Annotated in this window: 27 protein-coding genes and 1 other RNA gene; 4 read left to right on the forward strand and 24 right to left on the reverse strand. The window is 59.1% G+C overall.

Annotated elements, in window-relative coordinates; translation table 11 throughout:
* Window positions 1-66 precede the first annotated feature (66 nt).
* From ftsH to ruvC, 16 genes are all read right to left on the reverse strand, one after another.
* Complete coding sequence (gene ftsH / locus CFBP5499_RS19350; protein ID WP_080829209.1) at window positions 67-2,031, reverse strand: ATP-dependent zinc metalloprotease FtsH; 1,965 nt, start codon at window positions 2,029-2,031, stop codon at window positions 67-69.
* A gap of 154 nt (window positions 2,032-2,185) precedes the next feature.
* Entirely contained in the window at window positions 2,186-3,520 is a 1,335-nt protein-coding gene (gene tilS, locus CFBP5499_RS19355; RefSeq protein WP_080829207.1) for a tRNA lysidine(34) synthetase TilS, read from the reverse strand.
* Between the two features lie 24 nt (window positions 3,521-3,544).
* A complete protein-coding gene (ybgF, locus tag CFBP5499_RS19360; protein WP_175416828.1) occupies window positions 3,545-4,561 on the reverse strand; it encodes a tol-pal system protein YbgF in 1,017 nt (338 codons plus the stop codon).
* A 158-nt stretch (window positions 4,562-4,719) separates the two neighbouring features.
* Window positions 4,720-5,253 carry a peptidoglycan-associated lipoprotein Pal gene (gene pal / locus CFBP5499_RS19365; protein ID WP_077985275.1) on the reverse strand — a complete coding sequence of 178 codons (534 nt, stop codon included), beginning with the start codon at window positions 5,251-5,253 and terminating at the stop codon, window positions 4,720-4,722.
* Window positions 5,254-5,463: 210 nt separating this feature from the next.
* Window positions 5,464-6,771, reverse strand: a complete 1,308-nt coding sequence (gene tolB / locus CFBP5499_RS19370) for a Tol-Pal system beta propeller repeat protein TolB (RefSeq protein WP_080830188.1) — start codon at window positions 6,769-6,771, stop codon at window positions 5,464-5,466.
* Window positions 6,772-6,791: 20 nt separating this feature from the next.
* Window positions 6,792-7,961: a hypothetical protein gene (locus CFBP5499_RS19375; RefSeq protein WP_080829205.1), complete on the reverse strand. Its 1,170-nt coding sequence runs from the start codon at window positions 7,959-7,961 to the stop codon at window positions 6,792-6,794.
* 9 nt (window positions 7,962-7,970) lie between these two features.
* Window positions 7,971-8,429: a protein TolR gene (tolR, locus tag CFBP5499_RS19380; RefSeq protein WP_006310275.1), complete on the reverse strand. Its 459-nt coding sequence runs from the start codon at window positions 8,427-8,429 to the stop codon at window positions 7,971-7,973.
* A 60-nt stretch (window positions 8,430-8,489) separates the two neighbouring features.
* On the reverse strand, window positions 8,490-9,209 hold the full coding sequence (tolQ, locus tag CFBP5499_RS19385; RefSeq protein ID WP_080829203.1) for a protein TolQ: 720 nt from the start codon (window positions 9,207-9,209) through the stop codon (window positions 8,490-8,492).
* A gap of 261 nt (window positions 9,210-9,470) precedes the next feature.
* The gene (ybgC, locus tag CFBP5499_RS19390; protein ID WP_080829202.1) at window positions 9,471-9,911 is read right to left on the reverse strand and encodes a tol-pal system-associated acyl-CoA thioesterase; all 441 of its coding nucleotides are present in this window, start codon (window positions 9,909-9,911) and stop codon (window positions 9,471-9,473) included.
* A complete protein-coding gene (locus CFBP5499_RS30795; protein WP_256387186.1) occupies window positions 9,908-10,039 on the reverse strand; it encodes a hypothetical protein in 132 nt (43 codons plus the stop codon). Before CFBP5499_RS30795 ends, ybgC begins: the two co-directional genes overlap by 4 nt.
* Window positions 10,036-10,563: an NUDIX hydrolase gene (locus CFBP5499_RS19400; RefSeq protein WP_080830187.1), complete on the reverse strand. Its 528-nt coding sequence runs from the start codon at window positions 10,561-10,563 to the stop codon at window positions 10,036-10,038. The genes CFBP5499_RS30795 and CFBP5499_RS19400 overlap by 4 nt, the downstream gene beginning before the upstream one ends.
* Complete coding sequence (locus CFBP5499_RS19405) at window positions 10,563-11,141, reverse strand: DinB family protein (protein WP_080829200.1); 579 nt, start codon at window positions 11,139-11,141, stop codon at window positions 10,563-10,565. The genes CFBP5499_RS19400 and CFBP5499_RS19405 overlap by 1 nt, the downstream gene beginning before the upstream one ends.
* Before the next feature lie 37 nt (window positions 11,142-11,178).
* The gene (locus CFBP5499_RS19410; RefSeq protein ID WP_336470683.1) at window positions 11,179-11,454 is read right to left on the reverse strand and encodes a DUF2945 domain-containing protein; all 276 of its coding nucleotides are present in this window, start codon (window positions 11,452-11,454) and stop codon (window positions 11,179-11,181) included.
* The gene (gene ruvB / locus CFBP5499_RS19415) at window positions 11,451-12,491 is read right to left on the reverse strand and encodes a Holliday junction branch migration DNA helicase RuvB (RefSeq protein WP_080829198.1); all 1,041 of its coding nucleotides are present in this window, start codon (window positions 12,489-12,491) and stop codon (window positions 11,451-11,453) included. Before ruvB ends, CFBP5499_RS19410 begins: the two co-directional genes overlap by 4 nt.
* A 128-nt stretch (window positions 12,492-12,619) precedes the next feature.
* Window positions 12,620-13,237 (reverse strand): Holliday junction branch migration protein RuvA, encoded by a 618-nt coding sequence (gene ruvA, locus CFBP5499_RS19420; protein ID WP_003523218.1) that lies wholly within the window; start codon window positions 13,235-13,237, stop codon window positions 12,620-12,622.
* Window positions 13,238-13,264: 27 nt separating this feature from the next.
* A complete protein-coding gene (ruvC, locus tag CFBP5499_RS19425) occupies window positions 13,265-13,777 on the reverse strand; it encodes a crossover junction endodeoxyribonuclease RuvC (protein ID WP_004445748.1) in 513 nt (170 codons plus the stop codon).
* A 246-nt stretch (window positions 13,778-14,023) separates the two neighbouring features.
* On the opposite strand from ruvC, the gene CFBP5499_RS19430 reads away from it, so the two are divergent.
* Window positions 14,024-16,333 carry a methyl-accepting chemotaxis protein gene (locus CFBP5499_RS19430; RefSeq protein ID WP_080829196.1) on the forward strand — a complete coding sequence of 770 codons (2,310 nt, stop codon included), beginning with the start codon at window positions 14,024-14,026 and terminating at the stop codon, window positions 16,331-16,333.
* Window positions 16,334-16,477: 144 nt separating this feature from the next.
* Complete coding sequence (locus CFBP5499_RS19435) at window positions 16,478-17,479, forward strand: LLM class flavin-dependent oxidoreductase (RefSeq protein WP_080829194.1); 1,002 nt, start codon at window positions 16,478-16,480, stop codon at window positions 17,477-17,479.
* Between the two features lie 109 nt (window positions 17,480-17,588).
* Here the strand turns inward: CFBP5499_RS19435 and CFBP5499_RS19440 are convergent, their stop codons facing one another.
* Entirely contained in the window at window positions 17,589-18,335 is a 747-nt protein-coding gene (locus tag CFBP5499_RS19440) for a YebC/PmpR family DNA-binding transcriptional regulator (RefSeq protein ID WP_080829193.1), read from the reverse strand.
* A gap of 195 nt (window positions 18,336-18,530) precedes the next feature.
* Between CFBP5499_RS19440 and CFBP5499_RS19445 the strand changes: the two genes are divergently transcribed.
* Window positions 18,531-19,034, forward strand: coding sequence for a pyridoxamine 5'-phosphate oxidase family protein (locus tag CFBP5499_RS19445; protein ID WP_080829191.1), 504 nt, complete (start codon window positions 18,531-18,533; stop codon window positions 19,032-19,034).
* A gap of 36 nt (window positions 19,035-19,070) precedes the next feature.
* On the opposite strand, the gene CFBP5499_RS19450 is transcribed toward CFBP5499_RS19445, so the two are convergent.
* The 7 genes from CFBP5499_RS19450 to CFBP5499_RS19485 all read right to left on the reverse strand — a co-directional run bounded on the left by CFBP5499_RS19450 (window position 19,071) and on the right by CFBP5499_RS19485 (window position 23,933).
* Window positions 19,071-19,913, reverse strand: a complete 843-nt coding sequence (locus CFBP5499_RS19450; RefSeq protein ID WP_130932548.1) for an MBL fold metallo-hydrolase — start codon at window positions 19,911-19,913, stop codon at window positions 19,071-19,073.
* A 116-nt stretch (window positions 19,914-20,029) separates the two neighbouring features.
* A complete protein-coding gene (locus CFBP5499_RS19455; protein ID WP_080829189.1) occupies window positions 20,030-20,854 on the reverse strand; it encodes a TIGR00282 family metallophosphoesterase in 825 nt (274 codons plus the stop codon).
* Window positions 20,855-20,925: 71 nt separating this feature from the next.
* Window positions 20,926-21,543 carry a 5-formyltetrahydrofolate cyclo-ligase gene (locus CFBP5499_RS19460; RefSeq protein WP_080829187.1) on the reverse strand — a complete coding sequence of 206 codons (618 nt, stop codon included), beginning with the start codon at window positions 21,541-21,543 and terminating at the stop codon, window positions 20,926-20,928.
* On the reverse strand, window positions 21,543-22,805 hold the full coding sequence (locus tag CFBP5499_RS19465; RefSeq protein ID WP_173989277.1) for a hemolysin family protein: 1,263 nt from the start codon (window positions 22,803-22,805) through the stop codon (window positions 21,543-21,545). The genes CFBP5499_RS19460 and CFBP5499_RS19465 overlap by 1 nt, the downstream gene beginning before the upstream one ends.
* Window positions 22,806-23,036: 231 nt before the next feature.
* A non-coding RNA gene (gene ssrS / locus CFBP5499_RS19475) (6S RNA) lies at window positions 23,037-23,195 on the reverse strand.
* Between the two features lie 77 nt (window positions 23,196-23,272).
* Complete coding sequence (locus tag CFBP5499_RS19480) at window positions 23,273-23,650, reverse strand: cell division protein ZapA (protein WP_080829181.1); 378 nt, start codon at window positions 23,648-23,650, stop codon at window positions 23,273-23,275.
* Window positions 23,651-23,660: 10 nt separating this feature from the next.
* Window positions 23,661-23,933: a DUF4164 domain-containing protein gene (locus CFBP5499_RS19485; RefSeq protein ID WP_003506205.1), complete on the reverse strand. Its 273-nt coding sequence runs from the start codon at window positions 23,931-23,933 to the stop codon at window positions 23,661-23,663.
* Between the two features lie 323 nt (window positions 23,934-24,256).
* On the opposite strand from CFBP5499_RS19485, the gene tkt reads away from it, so the two are divergent.
* Entirely contained in the window at window positions 24,257-26,239 is a 1,983-nt protein-coding gene (gene tkt / locus CFBP5499_RS19490) for a transketolase (RefSeq protein ID WP_080829180.1), read from the forward strand.
* Window positions 26,240-26,259 lie beyond the last annotated feature (20 nt).

The following is a 26,259-nucleotide window of genomic DNA, read 5'->3' on the forward strand; positions in this document are numbered from 1 at the left end:
TACCAAAATGAAAAGGCCACCCGGAAGCCCGGATGGCCTTTTACAATCATTCATTCGCGCAGGCGATCAGTGCGGCTGCGGTTCCATGCCGCCTTCGGCTTCGCCGTCGCCCTTGGCCTCGCCCTCGCCCTTTACTTCACTGGGGCCGTCCTTCTTGGCGCCGGCTTTCGGCACTGCCGAACCACGGCTGCCGGGAGAATCGTCACCCAGATCGCGGGCAGGCTTTTCGCCTCTCAGCAACGCCTTGATCTCGTCACCCGTCAGGGTCTCATATTCGAGAAGACCCTCAGCAATTGCGACGAAGCCATCGTGGTTGTCCGTGAGGATACGCCGTGCCTCAGTGTAGGCCTCGTCAATCAGACGGCGGACTTCGGTGTCGATCGTCTGGGCCGTTGCCTCGGAGACGTTCTTCGACTGCGAGACGGAATGGCCGAGGAACACTTCCTGCTGGTTTTCACCATAGGCCACCTGACCGAGAGCATCCGAGAAACCCCATTGCGTGACCATGGCGCGGGCAAGCTTGGTGGCCTGCTCGATATCCGAAGACGCGCCTGAAGTGATGTTCTCCTTGCCGAAAGTCAGTTCTTCGGCAACACGTCCACCCATCATGATCACAAGGCGCGACACCATCCACTTGTAGCTCATGGAATAGCGGTCGCCTTCGGGCAGCTGCATCACCATGCCGAGTGCACGGCCGCGCGGAATAATCGTCGCCTTGTGCAGCGGATCGGCCACGGCAACCTTCAGCGCGGTAATCGCATGGCCGGCCTCATGATAGGCAGTCAGCTTCTTTTCTGCTTCGGTCATGGCGGAGGAGCGGCGTTCCGCACCCATCATGATCTTGTCCTTGGCGTCTTCGAACTCCTGCATGGTGACCACACGCTTGTTGCGGCGGGCGGCCATGAGGGCGGCTTCGTTGACGAGGTTCATCAGGTCAGCACCGGAGAAGCCGGGCGTACCGCGGGCCAGAACCTTGAGATCGACATTCGGCGCCAGCGGCACGTTGCGGATATGCACCTTAAGGATACGCTCGCGGCCGACAATATCCGGGTTCGGCACAACGACCTGACGGTCGAAACGGCCGGGACGCAGCAATGCGGGGTCAAGAACGTCGGGACGGTTGGTGGCGGCGATGAGGATGATACCCTCATTGGCCTCGAAGCCGTCCATTTCGACCAGCAGCTGGTTCAGCGTCTGTTCGCGCTCATCGTTACCGCCGCCAAGACCGGCGCCACGATGGCGGCCGACGGCGTCGATTTCGTCGATGAAGATGATGCAGGGCGCATTCTTCTTGGCTTGCTCGAACATGTCACGCACGCGGCTTGCGCCGACGCCGACGAACATTTCAACGAAGTCCGAACCGGAAATGGTGAAGAACGGCACATTGGCTTCACCGGCGACGGAGCGCGCAAGAAGCGTCTTACCAGTACCCGGAGGGCCGACCAGCAGCACGCCGCGCGGGATTTTACCGCCGAGACGCTGGAACTTCTGCGGATCACGCAGGAATTCCACGATTTCCTCGAGATCCTGCTTGGCTTCGTCCACACCTGCGACGTCGTCAAACGTCACGCGGCCATGGGCTTCCGTCAGGAGCTTGGCCTTGGACTTGCCAAAGCCCATCGCACCACGAGAACCGCCCTGCATCTGCCGCATGAAGAACAGCCAGACGCCAAGAATGAGGAACATCGGCAGAAGCGTGCCGAGATAGCTCAGGAAACCCGAGGAACCGTCGCTTTCCGGACGCGCCACGATGGTGACGTTCTTGCTCTGCAAGCGCTCCATCAGGCTGTCGTCAATGACGGGGGAATAGGTCTGAAAGGCCGTGCCGTTTTCGGTATAGGTTCCGAGAACCCGGTTACCAGTGACAGTCACGTCGCGAACTCGCCCGGAATCCACGTCACGAAGAAACTGGGAATACGGAATCTCCCGCGAACCCGTTTGCGTCGGCGACGTCTGGAACATGCTGAACAGCGCGATCAGCAAGAGGGCGATCACGGCCCACAAGGCGAAATTTCTGAAATTTGGGTTCATCGAACTCCCCGAACTCACACGGACATATCTGCTGCCCGCCATTATGTGCCCCTAACATAAGGACGACATATGCCGTTGCCAAGGCAAAGCGCATTATCTGATGCGTTTTGGTGTAAAAACTATTCCAAGGCAATTCACGAAAAAGAGGCCGGATTTAAACCGGTGGCTGTGGATAGGCCGGTCGTCCGAATAAATTGGCGATTGCATCCGCCAACTCAAGGTCGAAACGCGGCAGGAAAAGATCGAAAGGGGCGAGCCTTGGCGTGACGATGGTAACCTCCGGTACGGAAGCCCGCTCTTCACTCGCTGCGACAATTTGCGGCAGACCCGCCATTGCCGGCTTCGCCACCCCGGCGGGCGCCGATGGAAAGAGCGCCGCGGCCTGCGCAGCGGTACTCGCCCTGCCCGCCGCAACATCAATTGAAAAGTCCGATCCGTTTCTTACCAGGAAACGATCATCCCAAAGGGCCTGGCCGGAACGCTCGATCTGAAGCTCCGGCAGGTTTCGCTGCTCACGGAAAATATAAAGCCCGTCCCGCCGGCGGTCGAGCAGAACCCGGCCAACCGTCATCCGCCCGTTTTCACCTGTCTTGAGAAAGCGAAGAACGCGCTCCATGCTGCTTGCAGCCGGGAAATAAGATCTGCCACCAAGCGTGGCGATCAACGCCGCCAGTCCATGCCGAAACTCGGGAAGATCGGGGTTGATGCTATCACCAGCCAATCTGGCAAGGGCGGCATGAAAAACCTGCGCACGTTCGCGCAGGAAAACGGCTGTTCTTTCGGAAAGGGCCCGCCTTCTGACGGCAACGCTCTCATTGAGCGCGATCGGAGCGTGAGGCAGCGTCTGGCGCACACGGACCCGCTCATATCTGATATTTTCATTGCTCGGATCATCCAGCCAATGCCGCGAGCGTGACGACACGTAGTCGCGGATCGCCTGTCTTTCACAGGCGAGGAATGGCCGCATGATCCAGAGACGTGCATCGTATAAAACCGCATCCGCCATGCCGGAGAGGCCGAGATTGTCACTGCCGCCGCTGCGGGCGGCGCGCATCGCCACGGTTTCGCGCTGGTCGCCGATCGTATGCCCGGTCACGACAAGATCGGCGCGCACCTCCCGGGCAACATCGGCAATCAGGCGATAACGCGCAAGCCGGGACGCTTCAGAAAGGCCGGAAGTCGGTTTGGCGCCATCCCATCGGCGTGTGGTGTGGGGAATTCCGAGTTCGGCGCAAAGCATGGCAACCTTGCGCGCCTCATCGGCGGATTCCGGTCTCAGCGCATGATCGACCGTGACGGCGGAAAGTCGCAAACCGTCGTCATTAACCGCTTTTACTTCTTGTAATGCCAGCAACAGACCGGTGGAGTCGCTGCCGCCTGAGATTGCAACGAGAATATGGGTGGGTTTGCGGAGATTTTCGACAAAAGACCTCGCCGCGGCAAGCGGCGCAATTGTCTTTTCATCGGGAATGCGGGCATCAATCGGCATGGAACACCCGCGACGCAGGAAAAATCAGCAGCTCAGCCGTTTCTGTTCGCTGGCAACCTTGCTCAGCACGGTCTTCGAGGCATTGGGATAACGCTTCGGCACCTCGCGCAGCGTGGCGCAGGCGGTTTCGGTATTGTCGAGAGCGGCAAGCGACATGCCGAGCTTCATCAGCATTTCCGGCGCCTTCGGAGATTTGCCATAGGCCTGATGACCGTTGAGGAAGGTCTTCGCCGCCTCATTGAACTTGCCCTGCGAATATTGCGCCTCACCGAGCCAGAAACTCGCATCCGCGGCCTTCGTGCCCTTGGGATAACCCTGCAGATACTGCTGGAAGCCCTGCTCCGCCAGCTTGTAGTCTCCGGAAAGCACATGGCCATAAGCGGCCTGATAGATATCGCCCTCGCTGGTCAGCGCCGCCGTGTTGACCGGATCGGTCTTGCGGGTGCCATTACCGCTTGTCACGCCGGGAAGGCTGCCGGAGGAGTTGTTGGCGCCCTGATTCAGCGTGCCGCCGACAGGCATTCCCTTGGAATCAAGCTCGATGGAGCCAAGCGTTGTTTCTCCCGGCGCAGCTGTCGAAGCGCTGGAGGAAGCAGGCGGAGAAACGGAAGCGCCACCCTCAGGTGGCGTTTCGATGATCGTTGCAACGTCGTCGGTCGGCGGCGTGGCCGGATTGACCGGACTGGCTTCCGCCTTCTTTTTCGGTGCAGCGGTCGGGCTTGCACCCTTGCCGCCGGCATTGCCGCCTTCCAGTTCCTGGAAGCGGAACTCGTTGTCTTCCTGCGCCTTACGGATCGTTTCCTGCATCTGCAGAAGCTGGAAGCTCATTTCTTCGATGCGGCCATTGAGCTGCCGGATCTGTTCTTCAAGCTGCTGAACCTTATAGGCTTCATTGGCCTGAACCCGCACAATCGGGGGCTGCTGAGAGTTGATCGTGCCGAAGCTACCCCCCGCACCGAACAGCGGACCCGAAACGGCTGTGCCGCTCAAGCCGGTGCAGGCTGCAAGCCCCAGCATTCCCGCCACGACAAGTTTCTTCATCTCATTCGTCCTGCCTTAACTGATTTGCACCGGAATGGCGCAAGCCGGATTTTTTCCATATCAACCGAAAAAGCAACTTAACTTCGGCCAAACTATGAAAAAAACAAAAGGCGGCCCGAAGACCGCCTTTCATTCACGTTCACAATCACGTCAGGCAATTACATGCCCGCGCCACCGAGAACCGTCACAGCGCGCCGGTTCTGGGACCAGCAGGAAATGTCGTCGCAAACCGCGACCGGCTTTTCCTTACCGTAGGAGATGGTCTTCATGCGGCTTGCCGGAACGCCCTGGGAAGCCAGGAAGTCACGGGTTGCAGCGGCACGACGGGCGCCGAGCGCCAGGTTGTATTCACGCGTACCGCGTTCGTCGGCATGGCCTTCGACGGTGATGGCGTAGTTCGGGTAACGGGCCAGCCACTGGGCCTGACGCTGCAGGGTCTGCTGGGCGTCGGCGCGGATCGAGGTGGAGTCGGTGTCGAAGAAGATGCGGTCGCCGACATTGACCGTGAAGTCCTGCTGGGAGCCCGGCGTTGCGGAGCCCGCGCCACCAAGGCCAAGTTCACCGGCGCTGTTCGGCATGTTCTTCTTGTTCGCGCAGCCTGCAAGAGCAAGCGCGAGCGTCATGGCGATGACAGCCGGGTTACGGGCCAGTTTCTGCATGGGGCTGAGTGCCGAAATGTGTGTACGGCTCATCGCCGGTCTCTCCTTAGGATTTCAATAACGTTGCTGGACACTAACTGATCGCGGTTAATAGCCGACAAACGCTTATGGTTAACAAAAAGGAAATGTCCCGCTTTTTTGCTCCCTCACAACACTTTGCGGCAAGAAAGAGGCGCACGTCCCTGTGGTATCAAGTAAAACGTGACGGCGCCGGTTCATGCCGGCGCCGTCACGGCAGTCATATCAATCCAGAAGCGGCGACCATGCCGGATCCGAAGCGAAGGTCGGTGTCTTGATGAGCTGTTCGTTGTAGCCCGTCAGGTCGATCGAATAGAGCTGCGGACCACCCGCACCGGCGTTCTGGCGGAAGAACATCAGTACGCGGCCGTTGGGCGCCCAGGTGGGACCTTCATTGTGGAAGCCGCTGGTCAGGATGCGTTCGCCCGAACCGTCGGTCTTCATCACGCCAATCGAGAACTTGCCGCCCGACTGCTTGGTAAAGGCGATCAGATCGCCGCGCGGAGACCATACCGGCGTGGAATAGGAACCATCACCGAAGGAAACACGCTGCTGGCCGGAGCCGTCGGCATTCATGACGTAAATCTGCTGGCGCCCGCCGCGGTCGCTTTCAAAGGCGACACGCTGACCGTCAGGCGAATAGGAAGGCGCGGTATCGATCGCCGCCGTATTCGTCAGGCGCGTCGTGGTGCGCGAGCGCAGGTCCATGGTGTAGATATTGGCGTTGCCGTCCTGCTGAAGGCTCATGATGACCTTCTGTCCGTCAGGCGAGAAGCGTGGCGAGAACGTCATGCCGGGGAAGTTGCCGACAACTTCACGCTGTCCGGTTTCCAGCTGCAGCAGGTAAACGCGCGGCTGCTGGCCTTCGAAGGACATGTAGGTCACTTCCTGGCGGTTAGGAGAGAAACGCGGCGTCAGAACAATGTCGTTCGAATTGGTGAGGTTGCGGACGTTGAAACCGTCCTGGTCCATGATCGACAGCTGGCGCTTGCGGGCCGTCTTCGGGCCGCTTTCGGAGACAAAAACGACGCGGGTGTCGAAATAGCCCTTTTCACCGGTGACGCGCTCGTAGATGGCATCGGCGATGATATGGGCAACACGACGCCAGTTTTCTGGCTGGGTGAAGAATTGCTGTCCAGACAACTGCTGACCGGCGAAAGTATCCCACAGACGGAATTCGGCACGCAGACGACCGTCGCTCTCACGCGTCACGCGGCCCGTAACGAGCGCCTGTGCGTTGATGACCTTCCAGTCCTCAAAACGCGGCTGCTGATCCGGATTGCTGATCTTTTCGATGAAGGCATTCTTGTTCACCGGCGCAAAAAGACCGGAACGCTGCAGGTCGGCAGCGATGACGGCCGAAACCTGCGCACCGATGCCATCGCTCGACATAAAGTCGGTGATGGCGATGGGCAAGGGCTCGACGTTACCCTTGTTGATGTTGATTTCCACCCGCGCAAAAGCCGGTGCGGAGAAAACCGACATGAGGGCCGCGACAGCGAGCACCAGCCGGATCGGCGAAAATATCTTCATGTTGCCAGGCCTTTCAGCATTCATAGCAATTCACTGGGATCGAAGTTCACAACGACTTCGTTCCATGCATCATATTTGTCGGCAGGAAGGTTCGTGAACGGAGCAGAACGCATGATGGCGCGATAAGCTCCGCCGGAAAGAGCACGGCGCGTTCCCTCGGAACCACCCGTTGCCTCGATCTCGGGCCTGCCGATGATGGTCCCATCACGGTCAAGCTTCATGGTGACCCGAACGCGAACGTCCGAAGCATCCACCATGCCGGGAATGATCTGCCAGTTCTTCTGGATCGCGCCTCGAAGCGCATCCATTTCTGTCTGGCTGAGCGTCGAGCCGCCGGTCGATTTTTTGCCGCCAAGGGCTGCCTGCTGGGTGGAGCGCTTGGCGCCGCCCCCGGAGGGCGCCTGCTTGTTCAACAGGGCAGCAACGTCGTCAGCGTTGAAATCGCTTTCCTTCGAGGAAGCGGATTTCGCCGTTTCCTGCTTCTTTTCGCCGGGCTTCTTGTCGGAAGGCTTATCCGTCGACTTTGCCTGGTCCGGCTTCTTTTCAGCCGGTTTTTCGGCCGGTTTCTGTTCGGCGGGCTTGGTCTCGGCCTGTTTCGGCTCCTCCGGCTTCGGTGGCTCAGGCCTAGAATTCGGGCGTGGAACGTTCTGCGGCACGGGAATTTCGGCCGGCTCCTGCGTTGCCGGCGGCGGCTCCTCCGCCTTGGTTTCCTGCGGCGGCGGTTCCGTCTTCGGCTGCGGCGCTATTTCGGGCTTGGTCTGCGGCAAGGCGGCCATTTCCTGCGGCTTGGGGGCCGAGGTTTCTTCCTTGACGATTTCCTTCACCTCGTTCGCCTTGGTATCGACGACCGGCTGCGGCTTCTCCTGCTTGGGCGGGGCGGCTGCGGCGATATTGTCATTGGGCTTGGCGGTCGGGGTCGGAGGCGCTTCGATATCGGCGGTGTTGTTGCCGATATTCTGGGCATTCTCGATGATATCGGGACGCGTGGTCGGAACAGGGGCAGACTTCTCGGCTTTCGGCGCGTTCTTGTCGCCCTGCTGAATCTGGGTCAGTTCCTCGATCGGCACCAGCTCGACCGGCAGCGCCTCGGCCTGCGACACGTCGAGCGGTTCCGGCGAGCCCAGGGAGATGAGGGCGAAAGCCAGAAGCGACGCGTGCACGATCGCGGATGTGGTGATGCTGCCCTTCATCTTTTTACGTCAATTGTCCTGTTTCTGCTGGGTCACGAGGCCGATATTCTTGAAGCCTGCCGCCTGGATACGCGCCATCACGTCGGCAACGACGCCATATGCGGCAACGGAATCCGCCCGCACGAAGATGCGTTCGTTATAACCCGTCGTGGCGATCGCCTGCAGCTTGTCTGCCACTTCGGCCGCCTGGATTTCCGTTTCCTGCAAATGAATCTGGCCATTGGCATTGACGGAAATCGTGATCGGCTGCGTGTCCGAGTTCAGAGCATTGGCGGAGGTCTGCGGCAGGTCGATCGGCACGCCGACCGTCATCATCGGCGCGGCCACCATGAAGATGATAAGCAGCACGAGCATGACGTCGACGAGCGGCGTCACGTTGATCTCGCTGATCGCGCCGCCTCTGCGCCGTCCGCCGCGCCCACCCCGGCGTCCACCGGAACCGCCGCTGCCACCTGCTGACATACCCATATCATCTACTCCATTTTGCCTTGCGGCAAATTACTGCGCGGCATGTAAATTGGGGGCCGCTTATTGGGCGGCCTGCCGCGTCTGAAGTTTTTCATCGATCTGGCGCGACAGGATCGCGGAGAACTCGTCGGCAAAACCTTCCATGCGGGCGGAAAGCTTGTGCGCGTCGGCCGTGAACTTGTTATAGGCGATAACCGCCGGAATAGCCGCGACAAGGCCAATAGCCGTTGCCAGAAGTGCTTCGGCGATACCCGGCGCCACGACCGCAAGGTTGGTGGACTTCGAACCGGCGATTGCCTGGAATGAGGTCATGATACCAACGACCGTACCGAAAAGACCGATGAAGGGACCCGCCGAACCGATGGTGGCGAGCGAACCGAGGCGGGCCTCGAATTGTTCGCCTTCACGGGCGATGGTCACATCCATTGCCCGGTCGATACGCATCTGCAGACCGATGGGCGAACGCGCGCCGCGTTCGAATGATTTCTTCCATTCCCGCATGGCGGAAACGAAAATTGCCGCAAGACCGACGTTCTGGCGTTCCGCCAGCGTGCGATAAAGCTCCTCGAGCGACTGACCCGACCAGAACACCTGTTCGAACTGGTCGAACTGGCGCTTTGCCTTGCCGAAGCTTACGTATTTGTCGAAGACGATCGCCCACGTCCAGACCGAGGCGGCGATAAGTCCGATCATCACGAACTTCACGATGAAGCCCGCCTGCATAAACAGCGCCCAGAGACTTACATCGTGCGTCGCCGCTGCCAAACCTGCCTGTTCCATAAATATCCAATCCCCGAATCCAAACGCCCGGTACGGGACCGGGCGATTCAAACGCGTGTTAACGCTCGAAGTCGTACGGCCGCAGCCGTTAACCCCTTTGCCATACCCCGATACTTGCCAGTAAGCCTTACTTGCCAATAAATTTGGTGAAAGGAAGGCGTGCGCCGCACAAATGCCAGTTGCTAAAGTAAGACACCATTATGGTTAAAGGAGTGTTACAGCCGGGCCACGCCGGGTGGATTTACTGGATCGGCCCGCCAATTACTTCAGGAATTTTTCCGCAACCGTCTCCGGAAGCCGTCTTGGCCGGCCGTTGGCGTTGATAACGGCGATGATGACCTTGGCGGCAACAAGCAGCGTTTCGCCGCGCCGAATTTCCTGATTGAGCACCATTTTCGCTCCGCCCGCCTTCTCGGTCACGGTGGTGATGGTCAACACGTCATCCATCCGCGCCGGCGTCTTGAAATCGATCTCCATGCGGTGAACAACGAAGACCAGACCCTCCTCGTCGGCGGTCAGAAGCGCGCTCTGTTCACAGCCGAGGCAACGCAGGTAATCGGTACGTCCGCGCTCAAGAAAATGCAGATAACGGGCGTGATAAACGAGGCCGGAGAAATCCGTGTCCTCATAATAAACCCGTTGCGTCAGGCGATGCCCATGTTCGATGAGTTCGCCTGAAAGCGGAACCACAAGCTCGCTCATAATGTCTCCTTGGAAATGTCGGCCGCATCGAAAAGGCGGCGCTGCTGAGCCGGCATCGCGACCCGCACGCTGAAAAGCCGCGGTTTCGGGTCCAGCCGGATCATGTGGCGTTCGGGCGCTGAAGTCATTTATCGTCCAGATCGCCGTCATGCCAGACGAGATGTCTTGTGGTCTGCGGCAGGTGTTCTATTTCGTCGGCGATGAAATAGGGCGGAATATCAAGCTCCGTCAATGCCTGCCGCGTTGCCGCGACCCAGCGGAACTCAAGCTCGTTATCGCCGTCCTGAACACGGTGAATAATATCGCTGGGATGAAAGGCCAGCGTTTGGGGCAGATCCATCAGGTAATAAAAACCGAGTTCGTGCCAGTCCTTGCCTTCATAGTGGAAGAAATTCTCCACCGCCCACAGGAGCCGCCCGACCTTGGCCTCGACGCCAAGTTCCTCAACCATTTCACGCGCCAGCGTTTCCTCGGAGCGCTCGCCCATTTCGGCGCGGCCGCCCGGAAATGTCCAGAATTTTTCATGCGACGCCCGGTGCACCAGCACATGGCCATCACGGAACGCAAGCCCGGCAACACGCATCTGGAAGATGCGCTTCGGCTTGAATTTCATGCGGATGCGAGTGTCCTGGCTTTTGTTATCATGCGTCATCATGCTGGCCTGCGCGCTGGAAACATCAAATCATTTTCCGCCCACCCTAACGCATCCATCTCTTCTTTTCTCGCTTTTGCATCATCTCCCACGATGAATTCATCCAGTTGCGGCGGCTTTATCGTCGTGCCTGATAGCATGGCATGCACCTGCCCGCGATGATGCGTCTGATGCTGGAAAAGATGGGAGAGGACATCGTCGCAACGATCCTGCTGGATACGCGCACCACGATGTATATTGACGGTGGCCGCGAGGTGGCCTTCATCCAGGCCGTCGACAAATGCGATCAACGTTTCGTCAAGCTCCGCTTGGGCTAGGCGAATATTCCCCATGGCCGTGAAAGGTTCCTCCTTCGCAAAGGCGGCCAGACCGAGCGTGCCACCCTGCAGGGCATCGATATAAAACCGGTCTACGATGTAGATGTGGTTCAGCGTTGCCCTGAGAGTGGGGAAAAAACTGACACGCGGAGCGATGAACGCCTCCTGCGAAAGCTGAAGACAGGCCTCATGCAGCCGCAGATTGGCCAGCCGGTTGTTGCGCGCGAGTTTGCGGAAGACCCGCAGCGGATCGTAAGGCATCGGCGTCCCCTCTCATGGCGCCTGATAACGGCGCTTTTCAATCGGCGTGTTCAAGCTCGGATTTGCTTTTCAGAACCTTCCCGCCATCATCCTGCTTAATGAGGTAGGCGGGTTCGTCTTTGCTGGCCTTACGCTTTATCCTGGAGCCGGAAATTGTTTTTTCGACATCGTCGGTAAACGTCTCGACGATTTTTCCTTCGGCGGTTCCGTTGCCCCATTTCCAGCGAACCTTTGTACCCTTGCGATATCCGGACATCATCATCTCCTGACGAAAGACAATCAAATGCCAGCCCGCCGGGTTTGTTCCCCTCAATCATCCTCCAGCGTCAGTCGGAACTGCGCCGCCTCGAGATCCTTCGGCGGCTGCATGCCGAGATGTTTCCAGGCTGTCGCGGTCAGGATACGCCCGCGTGGCGTGCGCTGGATGAAGCCCTGCTGGATCATGTAGGGTTCGATAATATCCTCGATGGCATCACGCGGCTCGGAAAGGCCGGCGGCGATGGTTTCGATGCCAACGGGACCGCCGCCGAAATTGACGGCGATCATGGTGAGATACCGCATGTCCAGTTGGTCGAGGCCCATATTGTCGACAAGAAGCCGCGTCAAAGCCTCGTCGGCGATCTCGCGGGTGACGGCTTGCGCCCGCGCCACTTCGGCGAAATCCCGCACCCGGCGCAAAAGCCGCCCGGCAATACGTGGCGTGCCGCGTGCGCGCCTTGCTACCTCTCGAGCGCCTTCGTCCGTCATGTTGAGCCCCATCAGCCGCGCACCGCGCCGGACGATCAGTTCAAGTTCATCGACGGTGTAGAAAGAAAGGCGGACGGGGATGCCGAAGCGGTCGCGCAGCGGCGTCGTCAGCAGGCCAAGACGGGTGGTGGCCGCAACGAGGGTGAATTTGGAGAGATCGATCTTCACCGAACGCGCCGCCGGCCCCTCACCGATGATCAGATCGAGCTGGAAATCCTCCATGGCGGGATAGAGGATTTCCTCCACCGCCGGATTGAGCCGGTGGATTTCGTCGATGAAGAGCACATCGCGCTCCTCGAGATTGGTAAGGAGGGCTGCGAGATCGCCCGCTTTGGCAATCACTGGCCCGGAGGTGGACTTGAAGTTCACGCCAAGTTCCTTGGCCATGATCTGCGCCAGTGTCGTCTTGCCAAGGCCGGGCGGGCCGACGAACAGCACATGATCCAGCGCCTCGCCGCGGTTCTTTGCCGCCTCGATAAACACCTTGAGATTGGCGCGCGCCTCCGCCTGGCCGGTAAAGTCATCCAGCGACTGCGGGCGCAGCGTGGTGTCGATATCCTCACCGCGCTTTTCCGGAGTAATCAATCTGTCCGCATCGCTCATTCAGGGCATTCCATCGTTCTAGTCGAATTCATCAGGTGACCGCAGCCGCTATAACATGACTATCGCGACAACGCGCCTCACGAAATTCAGCATATCTATGGGCTCCACGTCCGATTGGCAGGCCGCCTTTACCGGGAAAGCTCCTTCAAGCCGAGCCGGATGAGCTTGGCGCTGTCGCCGCCCTCCCCGCCATTTTTCAGCGCAGCGGCAACCGCATTGGCGGCCTGGTCGCGAGAATAGCCGAGATTGGTGAGCGCTGAGACGGCGTCTGCAACCGGCGCGGAGGCAACACCCTCTCCAAGCTCCTGCTTGAGGCCGATGGAGGCGGAGGCCTCTCCGGCAAAGGCGGGCGCCTTGTTGCGAAGCTCGGTCACAAGGCGCACAGCCACCTTGGGCCCAACACCCGGCGCGCGTGAAATCATGGTCTTGTCTTGCAGCGCTATTGCATTGGCAAGCTCGGAAGGCGACAGCGTGGAAAGAACGGCGAGCGCCACTTTCGAGCCAACCCCCTGCACGCTCTGCAACAGGTTGAACCATTCCCGCTCCAGCGCCGACAGAAAGCCGAACAGCTTCAGCTGGTCTTCACGCACATAGGTTTCGATGAACAGTACCACCGCCTCCCCGACGGAGCCGATTTTCGACAAGGTGCGCGCTGAACAATAGGCGACGTAACAAACGCCGTGCACATCCACCAGCACGTAATCCGCGCCGATTTCCTCGATGCTGCCTTTGAGTTTTCCGATCATGATGCCGCCCGCTCAATAAAAATGAAATTAACCGGCCGCCAAGAGCCGCCGCATCCTGTCACCGCCGCGATTATGGGCGTGGCAGATGGCGATGGCGAGCGCGTCCGCCGCATCGTTACCCTTGAATTCGGCCTTCGGCATCAGGATTTTCAGCATCATGTGAATTTGCTGCTTTTCACCGTGCCCGACGCCGATGACGGCCTTCTTCACCGCATTCGGCGCATATTCGAAGACCGGCAATCCCGCCCGTGCCGGAACCAGCATGGCAATGCCGCGCGCCTGGCCGAGTTTCAGCGTGGCGACCGCATCCTTGTTCACGAAGGTTTGCTCCACGGCTGCCTCATCGGGCTGATGGCTATGCACGATCTCAGCCAGCCCGTCATGCAACTGGCACAGCCGGGAGGCGAGGTCCATATCGCCATCCGACGTCACCGTGCCGGAGGCGACAAACCTGAGGCTGTTACCGAGGGTGTCGATGACACCCCAGCCAGTGCGCCGCAACCCGGGGTCAATGCCGATGATTCGAATCGTCTTTTGCATGATCTACCTTATCTTTCCGGCTGCGACCCTGCCAGCGATAAGTGAACAAAACGACAACATTCATCAAATTTGCAGTGCAGCATTTACCTCTGCTTAAACCGCGTACCGCATTGTTCTCCACAAAATCAAAAAGGGGAGCTGCGGACATGATGATCCGCAGCACAATAGTTTCGCCATATCAGCCGTCCGATGGCGCCATCCATGCATGGCGTGGGAACTGATCCGGCATTGGGGGCTGCATCGGCCATGCTGAACCGTTTTCATTCCATATCCACCAAGGTGCTCGTCATTTTCCTGGCGCTGATGGCGATCTCGACCGGGGCTCTCACGCTTCTCGGTTATCAGAGCAGCAGCGGCGTTCTCGAAGAACAGGCATCGAAATCCATGGAGAGCATTCTCGTCTTCCGCGGCGACATGCTCCAGGAGCGCCTTGAACAGCTGAAGACGCAGGCGGATTCCATCGCCAAGATCGAATCCCTGCAGATGGCGGTCGTTTCCATGCGCAGCGGCTGGGCCACGGTGCAGAAGAATTCCGGTGACGCGAAGGCGGAATTACAGCGCGTTTTCGTCAAGGAAAACCCGTTCAGTGACAGGGAAAAGCTGATCAAGCCGGAAAGCCCCAGCGGCTTTTATTATTCCACCCATGAAAAGACCCAGACGGATATAGCCGGTTATATCAAGGGAACGCCGTTCAGCGACGTCCTTTTCATCGATCCCGCCGGTGCGATCTATTATTCCTATCTCAAAGGACCGGCTTTCGGAGAAACCGTAACCTCTGGCGCCTGGACGGAAAGCGGCCTTGGCGCAACTTTCGCACGCGGTGCGGCGAACGCCGAAAGAGCGGTCAACGATGTGGCGCAGACCAGTTTCTCCGGGCTGCGGATCGATACTGCGACGAAAGAGGCCGGTATTTATTTCGGTGTTCCGGTCGTGAAATTCGGCGCGTTCAAGGGCATCGTTCTCTTCCGCGTCAAGGAAGATGTTTTCGGCCAGATACTGACCAAAGGCATTGCGGCCGGCAGCTCGGAGCAATCGGCCATCATCGCTGCCGATGGCAAGGTTCTCGGCGTGGACGGCGAAAAGCTGGTCAGCCTCGACCCGGCCATTTACGGTTTCCATGGTGAAGCCCTGAATGCGACGGGCATGACCATTGCCAGGATTGACCGCACGGACGGCGAAGCCAATGCCTATGCCCGTCCCTTTTCCTTTGCCGGCGAAAAATATCTCGCGGTGGAAAGCATGCTGCGCAGCGAGTTGAATGCGGGTTCCGTCTCAATCGCCGGCACGCTTGCCGTGATCGGCCTTTGCGTGCTGGCCGCTATGTGTGCGGCGACAGCCTTTTTCGCACGACGCCTGTTCGCCCCGCTGGAAAAACTTGCCGGGCTAACGGGCGAAGTCGCCGCAGGCCGTCTTGATGCCGAAATCGCCAATCAGGACCGGAACGACGAGATCGGCCGGATGGCGCGTGCGCTCGGCAGTTTCCGTGAAAAACTCATCCTGCAGCGGGAAATGGAAGAGACCGCAGCGCGCACGCGGGAGGAAGCCGAAACGGCGCGGCGCTCCCATCTTGCCGAGCGCGAGGCCGAGGCAGGCACGCTGCAGATGGTCGTGAAGTCTCTGGATGAGGGGCTCGACCGGCTGGCGAACGGCAACCTCGCCTATCGCATAGAGACCGTTTTCCCCGATGATCTCGAAAGCCTGCGCCAGAACTTCAACACGGCGCTTGCCCGTCTCAGCGAGACCATGGAAGCGATTGGCGGCAACTCCGCCGCCGTTCGTGGCGGCTCCGAGGAAATGCGGGTGGGGGCCGACCAGCTCGCCGAACGTACCGAGCGGCAGGCGGCTTCCATTACCGAAACGGCAAGCGCCATCAAGGCGATTACCGAGGCCGTCCGCGACCAGATCGAACGCGCCGAACAGGCAACCCGGATTGCGCGCGACGCCAGCACGGAGGCGACCGCATCCAGCCATGTGATGGAGCAGACAATCGCCGCCATGGAGGCGATCCAGACCTCGTCGCGCCAGATCAACCAGATTATCGGTGTCATCGATGAAATCGCCTTCCAGACCAACCTTCTCGCCTTGAATGCGGGTGTCGAGGCCGCACGCGCTGGCGACGCGGGCAAGGGTTTTGCCGTCGTGGCGCAGGAGGTACGCGAACTGGCGCAGCGTTCAGCCGCCGCCGCAAAGGAAATCACCAGCCTTTTGAAACGCTCCACAGACGAGGTTTCCGCCGGCGTGGTCCTGGTGGAAAAGGCCGGCGCTTCACTCACCGGCATCGGTAAACATGTGCAGACAATTAGCGCGCGCATCGAGGAGATCATGGAATCCACCCGTGAGGAAGCGCATACGCTCTTCGAAATCAACAGCACCGTCACCAGCCTCGACACCATGACCCAGCAGAACGCCGCCATGGTGGAAGAGACGACGGCAGCCATTCACAATCTCGCGTCGGAAGCGAGTGAAATGGATGGCAGGCTCGGCGAGTTCGTGCTGGCCTCAGAGCAGGAAACGGCGCGGCATCGCGAGAACAGGCAATTCCGGCGGGCGGGCTGAGACGGCCGGCTGACGAAAGGCAGGGGCCTCTCCGGAGGCCCCAATTTTTTTGAACCATCCATCAATTCTATGCGACTTCTCTGGTAAATCGAGACACGCGCCTTACATCCGCAGCAAAGATTTGAATTTCTGCAGGAGCGTCCGATGATCCCCTTCTCCATTCTCGACCTTTCGCCGATCGGCGAAGGCGAGAGCGTCAGCGCGGCGCTCGAAAATTCCCGTCGCATGGCCATCAAGGCCGAAGAACACGGTTATAACCGCATCTGGCTGGCGGAGCACCACGGCATGCCGGGCATTGCCAGTGCTGCGACCTCGCTCGTGATAGCCCATGTGGGTGCCGCCACCAAACATATTCGTGTCGGTTCCGGCGGCATCATGCTGCCCAACCACTCCCCGCTCGTCATTGCCGAACAGTTCGGAACGCTGGCAGCACTTTTGCCGGGTCGTGTCGATCTCGGTCTCGGCCGCGCGCCGGGAACCGATATGCGCACAGCGCGAGCCCTGCGCCGCAACCTCGATGCCGGCGCGGAAAATTTCCCGCACGATATCGTCGAACTCCAGCGTTACCTCGGCGCACCGCAGCCGGATCAGGCGATCCTTGCCGTGCCCGGCATGAATTCCAACGTGCCGCTCTGGCTGCTTGGCTCCAGTACCTACAGCGCGCATCTCGCCGCAGCGCTCGGTCTGCCCTATTCCTTCGCCTCGCATTTTGCCCCCGATATGCTGATGGAGGCCATCCATATCTATCGCGAGCGCTTCCAGCCCTCAGAGGTGCTGGACAAGCCCTATGTGATGGTGGGTGTGATGGGTGTCGGTGCAGATACGGACGAGGAGGCGCAGCATCTCTTCACCTCGTCCCAGCAGCAATTCGTCAATCTGCGGCGCAATGTGCGCACGCCGTTTCCGAAACCGGTGCACAGCATGGACGATTACTGGAACGAGATGGAACGTTTCTCGGTCGAACACACGCTGCGTTTTGCCGCTGTTGGTTCACCCGAAACGATCGAGCGCCATCTTGACGGTTTCCTGGCCGAAACGCAGGCGGACGAGCTGATCGTCTCGATGCCGATCCACGATATCCAAAAACGGCTGCGTTCCGTGGAAATTTTCGCCGATGTGCGGACCGCCATCCGAAAAGCAGCCTAGAATTTTTCGCATTTCCCGACGGAAACCGGAATCCACTTTTCCTGGAAATGCATTCAACGAAAAGCCCCGGAGCGATGTCGCTACCGGGGCTCTTCGTTAATCTGAAATGTCAGGCCGAAAGCTTGGCGAGAATTTCTTCTGAGACTTCGAAGTTGGAATAAACGTTCTGCACGTCGTCATCATCTTCGAGATTGTCGATGAGCTTCATCAGCGACTGCGCCTTTTCTTCATCCACCGGCACCGTATTTTGCGGCTTCCAGATGGCCTTGACGCTTTCGGCTTCGCCCAGCACGCTTTCCAGCGCCTTGGAAACCTCGTTCATGGCTTCGAAACCGCAGATGATGGTGTGGCCATCTTCGGAGGATTCGACATCGTCAGCGCCCGCTTCAATAGCCGCTTCCATAACCTTGTCGGCATCGCCGACTTCAGCCTTGTAAGCGATCTCGCCAACGCGGTCGAAGGAGAAGGATACCGAGCCGGTTTCGCCGAGTGCGCCGCCGGCCTTGGTGAAGATGGAGCGGACGTTGGAGGCGGTGCGGTTGCGGTTGTCGGTCAGGGCCTCGACGACGACGGCGACACCCCCCGGACCGTAACCTTCGTAACGGACTTCATCGTAGTTCTCGCTGTCTGCGCCGGAAGCCTTCTTGATCGCCCGCTCGATATTGTCCTTCGGCATGGACTGTGCCTTGGCGTTCTGGATTGCCAGACGCAGACGCGCGTTCATGTTGGGGTCGGGCATGCCCGTCTTTGCCGCAACGGTGATTTCGCGTGCAAGCTTGGAAAACATCTTGGACCGCACGGAGTCCTGCTTGCCCTTGCGGTGCATGATGTTCTTGAACTGTGAATGACCAGCCATGGAAAACCCGATTGTCTTAATTTGGAGATTGCGGGCCTTATAAGTGCGATAGGCCCATCGTTCAAGCCCGGAAGCACTTTCTCTTCCGCGAACAATAGAAGGAACTGATTTAATCGCTTCTCGTTCTGATCATGAACCGGCGGGAGAACACATGTTTTCTCTCCGTCGCAGCATCAGACCGGAAGGAGAAAACATATGGTCAGCCTGACTGAAGCAAGAGAAGCCCCGGCCCGCCAGCTCTGGGACGAGATCAACTCGGTCCATGCCGGCATGCTTGGTCTCGAAGGCCTGCACAATCACATGCAGCCCATGGCGCCTCATGCTGATCCGAAGACCAATACCATCTGGTTTTTCTCCAAAAAGGACACCGATCTCGTAAAATCGCTGAAGTCGGGCTCGCGCGCGCATTTCTGCCTCGTTGGCAAGGACCATGATTACCACGCCTGCCTCTCCGGCATCCTGGAGGCGCGCGACGACAGGGCGAAGATCGATGAATACTGGAATTCCGTCACCGCCGCCTGGTTCGAACATGGCAAGGCCGACCCGCAGCTGACGATGCTGGCGCTTCATGTCGATGACGCCGATATCTGGGCCTCGACGGACAGCACGCTGAAATTCGGCTGGGAAATCGCCAAGGCCAACATGTCCGACGACAAGACGCCTGATGTCGGCGTGCGCCAGCACCTCACATTTGCCTGATTGACAGCTCCCCCGCCCTTCCTCGCCCGCTTCCAGCTACATGCCTTTCGGCACCAGTATCTGCGGCTGGCGGGGAAGGTTTCTCATCGAGACCCGGATCACCGGATCTGTGGCATAGGCAATCCGGAAACTCTCCCCGAACATCGTCAGGAACTGCTCAAGCGGCGGGCCGGTGCGATGCATTGGCAGGATCAGCGCGGAGCGCAGCCGCTTCACCACCCGGCTCATGCTATCGGCCCCCATGGTCAGACCGCCATCCACCGGCACCATCAGCACGTCCAACCGGCCGATTTCGGCATAATGCGTATCCGTCAGTTCATGATGCAGATGCCCAAGATGGCCGATGCACAGCCCGGCAACCTCGAAGATGAAGATGGAATTGCCGTTTTCCTGAAATGACTCGTAATCACCCCAGCGGTTGCGGATATCGGTCGCGACATTGCGGATATAGACGTCACCCACCAGCACCTTGTGCTCGGCCTTTTCCCCGGGCGTATCGCTCCAGCCATGCAGCACATATTGAATAGCCGGGTCCGGGCTGAGGGTGAAGTGGGTGGAATGCGCCCGGTTCATCGTCACGACAGTCGGCGTGACGGGCGGACGGTATACGCCGTTATAATCGGTGGCGATCGTCACGCCATCGGGACTTTCGATGAGATAGGTGGAATGGCCGATGAAGCTGATCTTCACCTCTTCCTTCGCCGCCGCCTGAGCCAACTGGACACCGGGCGTATTGAAGCTGGCGAACATCACTCCGGGGATATTTTGGGCAATCGCCTGACACTGGCTGACGGGAGGCCGGCTTGCCGTCTGTGAAAAGGCGGCTCCCGCACAGGCAATCAGGCCTGTCATTGCAAGCATTAGCACGCGTAGCATCATGCCCACTCCCATGAACTTGCGAAGGTTGAGAGGATGCGGCAGGTTTTGCGGTGCGTCCAGTTACAAGAACGCGAGAGGCTTAGACTCTCGTCATTGTGAACGCTTCCGGCAAACGTTCAGGCCCAGAAGGAGGGCACTGTTTCCGAAAGCCGCGGGCCGATGCGCAGCGGCGCGATCTTTTCGGCAAGCCCGGTGCGGTCGGAGATTTCAACGCCGACGCCACAGATCGTCGCCGGCCCGCTTGCGGCCTCGAAACGGCCCTTCGGCATTTTGGAAATGAATCGGTTGATCGGCTCTTCCTTCTCCATGCCAAGCGAACTGTCATAATCGCCGCACATGCCGGCATCAGACATATAGGCCGTGCCGCCATTCAGTATTTGCGCGTCAGCCGTCGGAACATGGGTGTGGGTGCCGACGACGAAGCTCGCGCGGCCATCAACGAAATGGCCGAAACACTGCTTTTCGCTGGTCGCCTCGGCATGGAAATCGAAGATGATGGCGTCGGCCTGTTCCTTCAGCGGGCAGGCGGCAAGAATGGTTTCCGCCGACTTGAAAGGATCGTCCAGCTCCGGATGCATGAACACCCGGCCCATGATGTTGGCGACAAGGATACGTGCGCCGTTGCGGGCATAAAACATGCCCGAGCCCTTACCAGGCGTACCATCGGGATAATTGGCGGGCCGCAGGAACTGGTCGTGGCGCTCGCAGAAGGAAACCGCTTCTTTCTGATCCCAGACATGGTTGCCGGTGGTCACGACGTCGGCACCGGCATTGATTGTTTCAAGGTAGATATCCTCGGTAATGCCGAAACCGCCGGCGGCATTTTCACCGTTGACGATGACGAAATCGAGCTTCAGATCGGAAATCAGCCCCGGCAATCGCTCCCAGACAGCCGTGCGTCCGGTCTTGCCAACCATATCTCCAAGAAAAAGAAGTCTCATTCACCGCCTCGTTTTGCGTATGTTCTTTGGATTTGCGTCCCTCTAGCGGGTAATCCATCTTTTAAAAAGTGCTAAAGCGCCTTTTGTCCCGGATCGGCCATCGATAGCGGGGTGGAAAACCAGTGCAGCCCGCTTTCCGTCAGAATGGCGTGGAGCGGCACATCATGCGCCTCCGCCGGTACGGATGGTACTTCCTGACAATCAAAGGCGATGCCGATGAGGATGGGCTGACGACCCTTGGCGTGCAATCTCGCAATGGCGCGGTCATAGTGCCCCGCACCATAACCGACACGCTGCCCCTGCCCATCGAAGACGGAAAGAGGCACAAGCAGAATGTCCGGATCAAGAACTTCCGCATCCTCGCCCGGGCCGCTCGTGCCGAAACCGGTCTTCACCAGTGGCGTATCCGCCTCGAAGGCGCGAAAGACGATGGTTTCCCGGTCAAGCACCACGGGAAGGACGAGACGCCCGCCCCGTTCACGCAACGCCTCCATCAGCGGCCGGGTATCGGCCTCGGAGCGAATGGGCATAAACCCGGAAATGACGGTGCCGGGCGCAAAGGGAATGCCGAAGGCACCATAGGCCGTTATTGACAGGCTCTTCTGCTGCCGCTCGGCTGAAGGCAACGCATCGCGCGAGGCAAGCCTTTCGCCACGCAACCTTGCTTTTTCCGCTGCATCGCCCTGCATCAGGCGGCCCGGCTCACAAGGACCTTGTCGATACGGTGGCCGTCGAGGTCGATGACTTCGAAACGCCAGCCGTTGCGGGTGACATGTTCACCCAGTTCCGGCAGGCGGCGGAATTCATCAAGCACAAGACCGGCAACGGTCTCGAACTCGGCATCCTCATCGATCTGGAATCCCATGCGATAAGCGAACTCATCGGCCGGCATCCAGCCGGCGACGAGGAACGAGCCATCCTCGCGCTCGACCATGGCCGGTTCTTCGTCATTATCTTCCTGAAAGGCGCCGGTAATGGCCTCCAGAACGTCGCCGGAACTGACGATACCTTCGAAATGGCCGTATTCGTCATAGACTAGCACCATATGCACCGTGGAGCGACGCAGCGACTGGATGACATCCACCGCGCTCGTCAGGTCAGAGACAACGGGAACCTCGCGCAGAAGTTCGCGCACATCCAGCTCCTTGCCCGAGGCAAGCGCATCGAAGGCGTCCTTGGCGAAAAGTACGCCCAGAATTTCATCGGAAGCGCCGTTGCGCACCGGAAGGCGTGAACGCTGCGTCTGGCGAAGCTGCTCCCGGATTTCCTGTGCACTGTCTTCGATATCGACCACTTCGACATCGCGGCGTGGCGTCATGAGGCCACGCGCATTACGGTCGGCAAGGCGCATGACGCTGGTGATCATCGCCGATTCCTCGGTCTCGATCACACCGGCACTATGGGCTTCGGCCAGAACCGTGCGAATTTCATCGTCCGTCACCGAAGCGTTGGACTCACCGCTATGGCCGAGAATTGCCAGAACGACCTTGCCGGATTTATCCAGCAGCCACACCAGCGGCGCGCCGACGCGTGACAGCATCACCATGGTAGGCGCGACACGGGCGGCGATTTTTTCGGGATCGCGCAGAGCGATCTGCTTCGGCACCAGCTCGCCGACGATCAGCGACAGATAGGTGATGGCAACGACAACCGAGCCTACACCGATAGCATCGGCGGCACGATCGGGAACGCCCTGCTCCAGAAGCCATCCGGTGAACCGGGCGCCAAGCGTGGCGCCGGAAAACGCACCGGACAGAACGCCGACCAACGTAATGCCGATCTGAACCGTGGAAAGGAACCGTCCGGGATTTTCAGAAAGGCCAAGCGCCATGGTGGCGCCCCTGCTGCCTTGCGCGGCAAGCACCTTGAGCCTCGCCGGTCTGGAGGAGACAACGGCAAGCTCGGACATGGCAAGCACACCGTTCAATACGGTGAGCAGGACCACGATCATAATTTCAGTAAACAAGTTTAGCTCTTTGGGCTGTTGAACGGCAGGTCGCGGTTTTGACCGCAGGACCCTTTGATATAAAAGGGCATAACAGACATACCAATCCGAATAATAGGCAATTGTTCCGCCATTGCAATGACAGCGATATAAAAAAGCCTTGCCCGGCAGTAATGAAAAATAACTGTCGACGATAAAATAATCAGGTGAAGAACGGGGGTTGACCCGAAACTTCAAGCGCGATCCACGGCGACCGATGGAGATTTACGATCCTGGGTGCCTACAAAAGTAGGTGGGTACCGTGTGTCCAGCCCCACGGGACTGGCCAGGGACAGCTCCCTTTGGATCGAGTATGGCCCCAGGGATTGTGGTTCCTGTCGGGAAGCGCAGAACGCATCCAAGATATAGGACGGATTGAAGGAAACCGCCAGAGGGCCGATAACGAATTTTGCCGGCACGGAAAGTTCGCCCGATTAATGGGCCGCGGGTTTTGGACGTTCGAGCAGTTTTTCGGTAATACCGTTCAGCCGGTCAGCCAGATCGCCAATGGCAACAGCCACTATTTCATCCGATTTCGCCTTGTGCTCGGCCATGCCGTCGCGGTTGCGGGAAAGGGATGCGACCTCCCCCTCCAGCCTCTCGATCTTGCGGTTGAGTTCGGAAAGTTCATCCATCACCATGATACCGGCCATCACAGTGAGCCTCAGATCGCCGATTTCGCCGAACTGGCTCTTGAGATGCCCGACATACCGATCAAAACGGGTGGCGAGATCGGTCAGGTGGTCTTCCTGCCCCGCCTCGCAGGCCATGCGATAGGCCTTGCCATCGATCATAACAGTGACTTGCGCCATGAAACCGCTCCTATCGATCCAGCACCGCGCGGATCGTCTCCATGGCCGTTACCAGCCGACGGGAAACCTCGCGATTGACTTCTTCAAGACGGTTGGCGCGAAACTCGGCCTGATCAAGCTCGTGTGCAAGCCTGGCGCGGTCGACATGGACCCGCTTGACCTCATTATCGATCTCGCCCGTCTCCCTTTGCCGCTCGATACGCATATCGATGGCATTTTCGAGATTTGTGATGGCAGCATTCAGCTCCGTCAGCGCAGATTGTACGGTCTTCTCAGCCGACATCGTTTTTTCCAACTCGCACGCCACCGGCCGAATCGTCCGGTTTCAGGCCTTTTCCACAGTCACGAGGTTATTACCCGATTTACCATCCCGTCAATCAAACCAGTGCATTGAGGCGTTTTGCTCTGTGGATGAACGAAGAAGCGCCGGCCCCCATCGCACGATTTTTGTCGAGACAGCCGATTTTCTAAACGATTTTTATCCTTGGGCGAACCGCAATTGCCCGCGGATTTATTGACTTGCCTGCCTCACCTGCTATGGATCAACCCGCTTTTTGGATAGTTGCGTAAAACTATCTCCTTTCACCCGGAACAGACGGAAAAGCCATGATTTCTCGCGACAAACACAACCGGATGGCAAATGCGATCCGCTTTCTTGCCATGGATGCAGTGGAGAAGGCCAATTCCGGCCATCCCGGACTGCCGATGGGCGCAGCCGATGTCGCCACCGTTCTTTTCACCCGCTACCTGAAATTCGATCCCAAGGCACCGCTGTGGGCAGACCGTGATCGCTTCGTGCTGTCGGCAGGCCATGGCTCGATGCTTCTTTACTCGCTGCTCTATCTGACGGGCTACGAGGACATGACGATCGACGAGATCAAGCGCTTCCGTCAGTTCGGGTCCAAGACCGCCGGTCACCCGGAATATGGTCATGCCACCGGCATTGAAACGACCACCGGCCCGCTCGGCCAGGGCATCGCCAACGCCGTCGGCATGGCAATCGCCGAACGCAAGCTGGAAGAGGAATTCGGTTCCGACCTGCAGAGCCACTTCACCTATGTGTTGTGCGGCGATGGCTGCCTCATGGAAGGCATCAGCCACGAAGCCATCGCGCTTGCCGGCCACCTGAAGCTCAACAAGCTCGTTCTTTTCTGGGACGACAACAACATCACCATCGACGGTGAAGTGGGTCTTTCCGACAGCACCGACCAGATCGCACGCTTCAACGCGGTCCACTGGAACACGATCCGTGTCGACGGCCATGATCCGGACGCGATTGCCGCCGCCATCGAAGCTGCGCAGAAATCCGACCGCCCGACCTTCATCGCCTGCAAGACCGTCATCGGTTTCGGCGCGCCCAACAAGCAGGGCACCCATAAGGTGCACGGCAATCCGCTCGGCGCCGAAGAAATCGCCGCTGCCCGCAAGAGCCTGAACTGGGAAGCAGAAGCCTTCGTCATTCCGGAAGACGTGCTCGATGCATGGCGCCTTGCCGGCCTGCGCTCCACCAAGACCCGCCAGGACTGGGAAGCCCGCCTCGAAGCCGCTGAGACGGCCAAGAAGGCCGAATTCAAGCGCCGCTTCTCCGGCGAACTGACCGGCAACTTCGACAGCTCCATCGATGCCTTCAAGAAGAAGATCATCGAGAACAACCCGACCGTTGCCACCCGCAAGGCCTCGGAAGACTCGCTCGAAGTAATCAACGGCATCCTGCCGGAAATGATCGGCGGTTCGGCCGACCTGACGCCGTCCAATAACACCAAGACCAGCCAGATGAAGTCCATCACGCCGACGGACTTCTCCGGCCGTTACCTGCATTACGGCATCCGCGAGCACGGCATGGCTGCGGCCATGAACGGCATCGCGCTGCATGGCGGTCTCATCCCCTATGCCGGCGGCTTCCTGATCTTCTCGGACTATTGCCGTCCGTCGATCCGCCTTGCCGCGCTGATGGGCATCCGCGTCGTCCACGTTCTGACCCATGATTCCATCGGTGTCGGCGAAGACGGCCCGACCCACCAGCCGGTCGAACAGATCGCAGCGCTGCGCGCCATTCCGAACCTGCTCGTCTTCCGCCCGGCGGATGAAACCGAGACGGCGGAATGCTGGCAGCTGGCACTGGAACAGAAGCACCGTCCCTCGGCGCTGGCGCTTACCCGCCAGAATCTGGCGCCTTCGCGCAAGGAATATGAAGAGAAGAACCTGTCCGCTTACGGCGCATACGAACTCGTATCCGCCAGCGACGCCAAGGTTTCGATCTTCGCTTCCGGTTCGGAAGTGGAAGTGGCGCTCAAGGCTGCCGCAACGCTGAAGGATAAGGGCGTTTCCGCCCGCGTCGTTTCCGTTCCCTGCTTCGAACTCTTCAAGGAACAGCCGGAAACCTATCGTAACGCCATCATCGGCAAGGCTCCGGTCAAGATCGCGGTGGAAGCCGCCATCCGCCAGGGTTGGGATTACTTCATCGGTAATGACGGCGCTTTCGTCGGCATGCACTCCTTTGGAGCCTCTGCGCCGGCGAAGGATCTCTTCAAGCACTTCGGTATCACGGCGGAAGCCGTCGTCGCCGCAGTCGAGGCAAAACTTGCATGAGGGCTCCCAAGGCCCTCACA

The sequence above is a fragment of the Agrobacterium tumefaciens genome, from assembly GCF_005221325.1.
Classification (GTDB): domain Bacteria; phylum Pseudomonadota; class Alphaproteobacteria; order Rhizobiales; family Rhizobiaceae; genus Agrobacterium.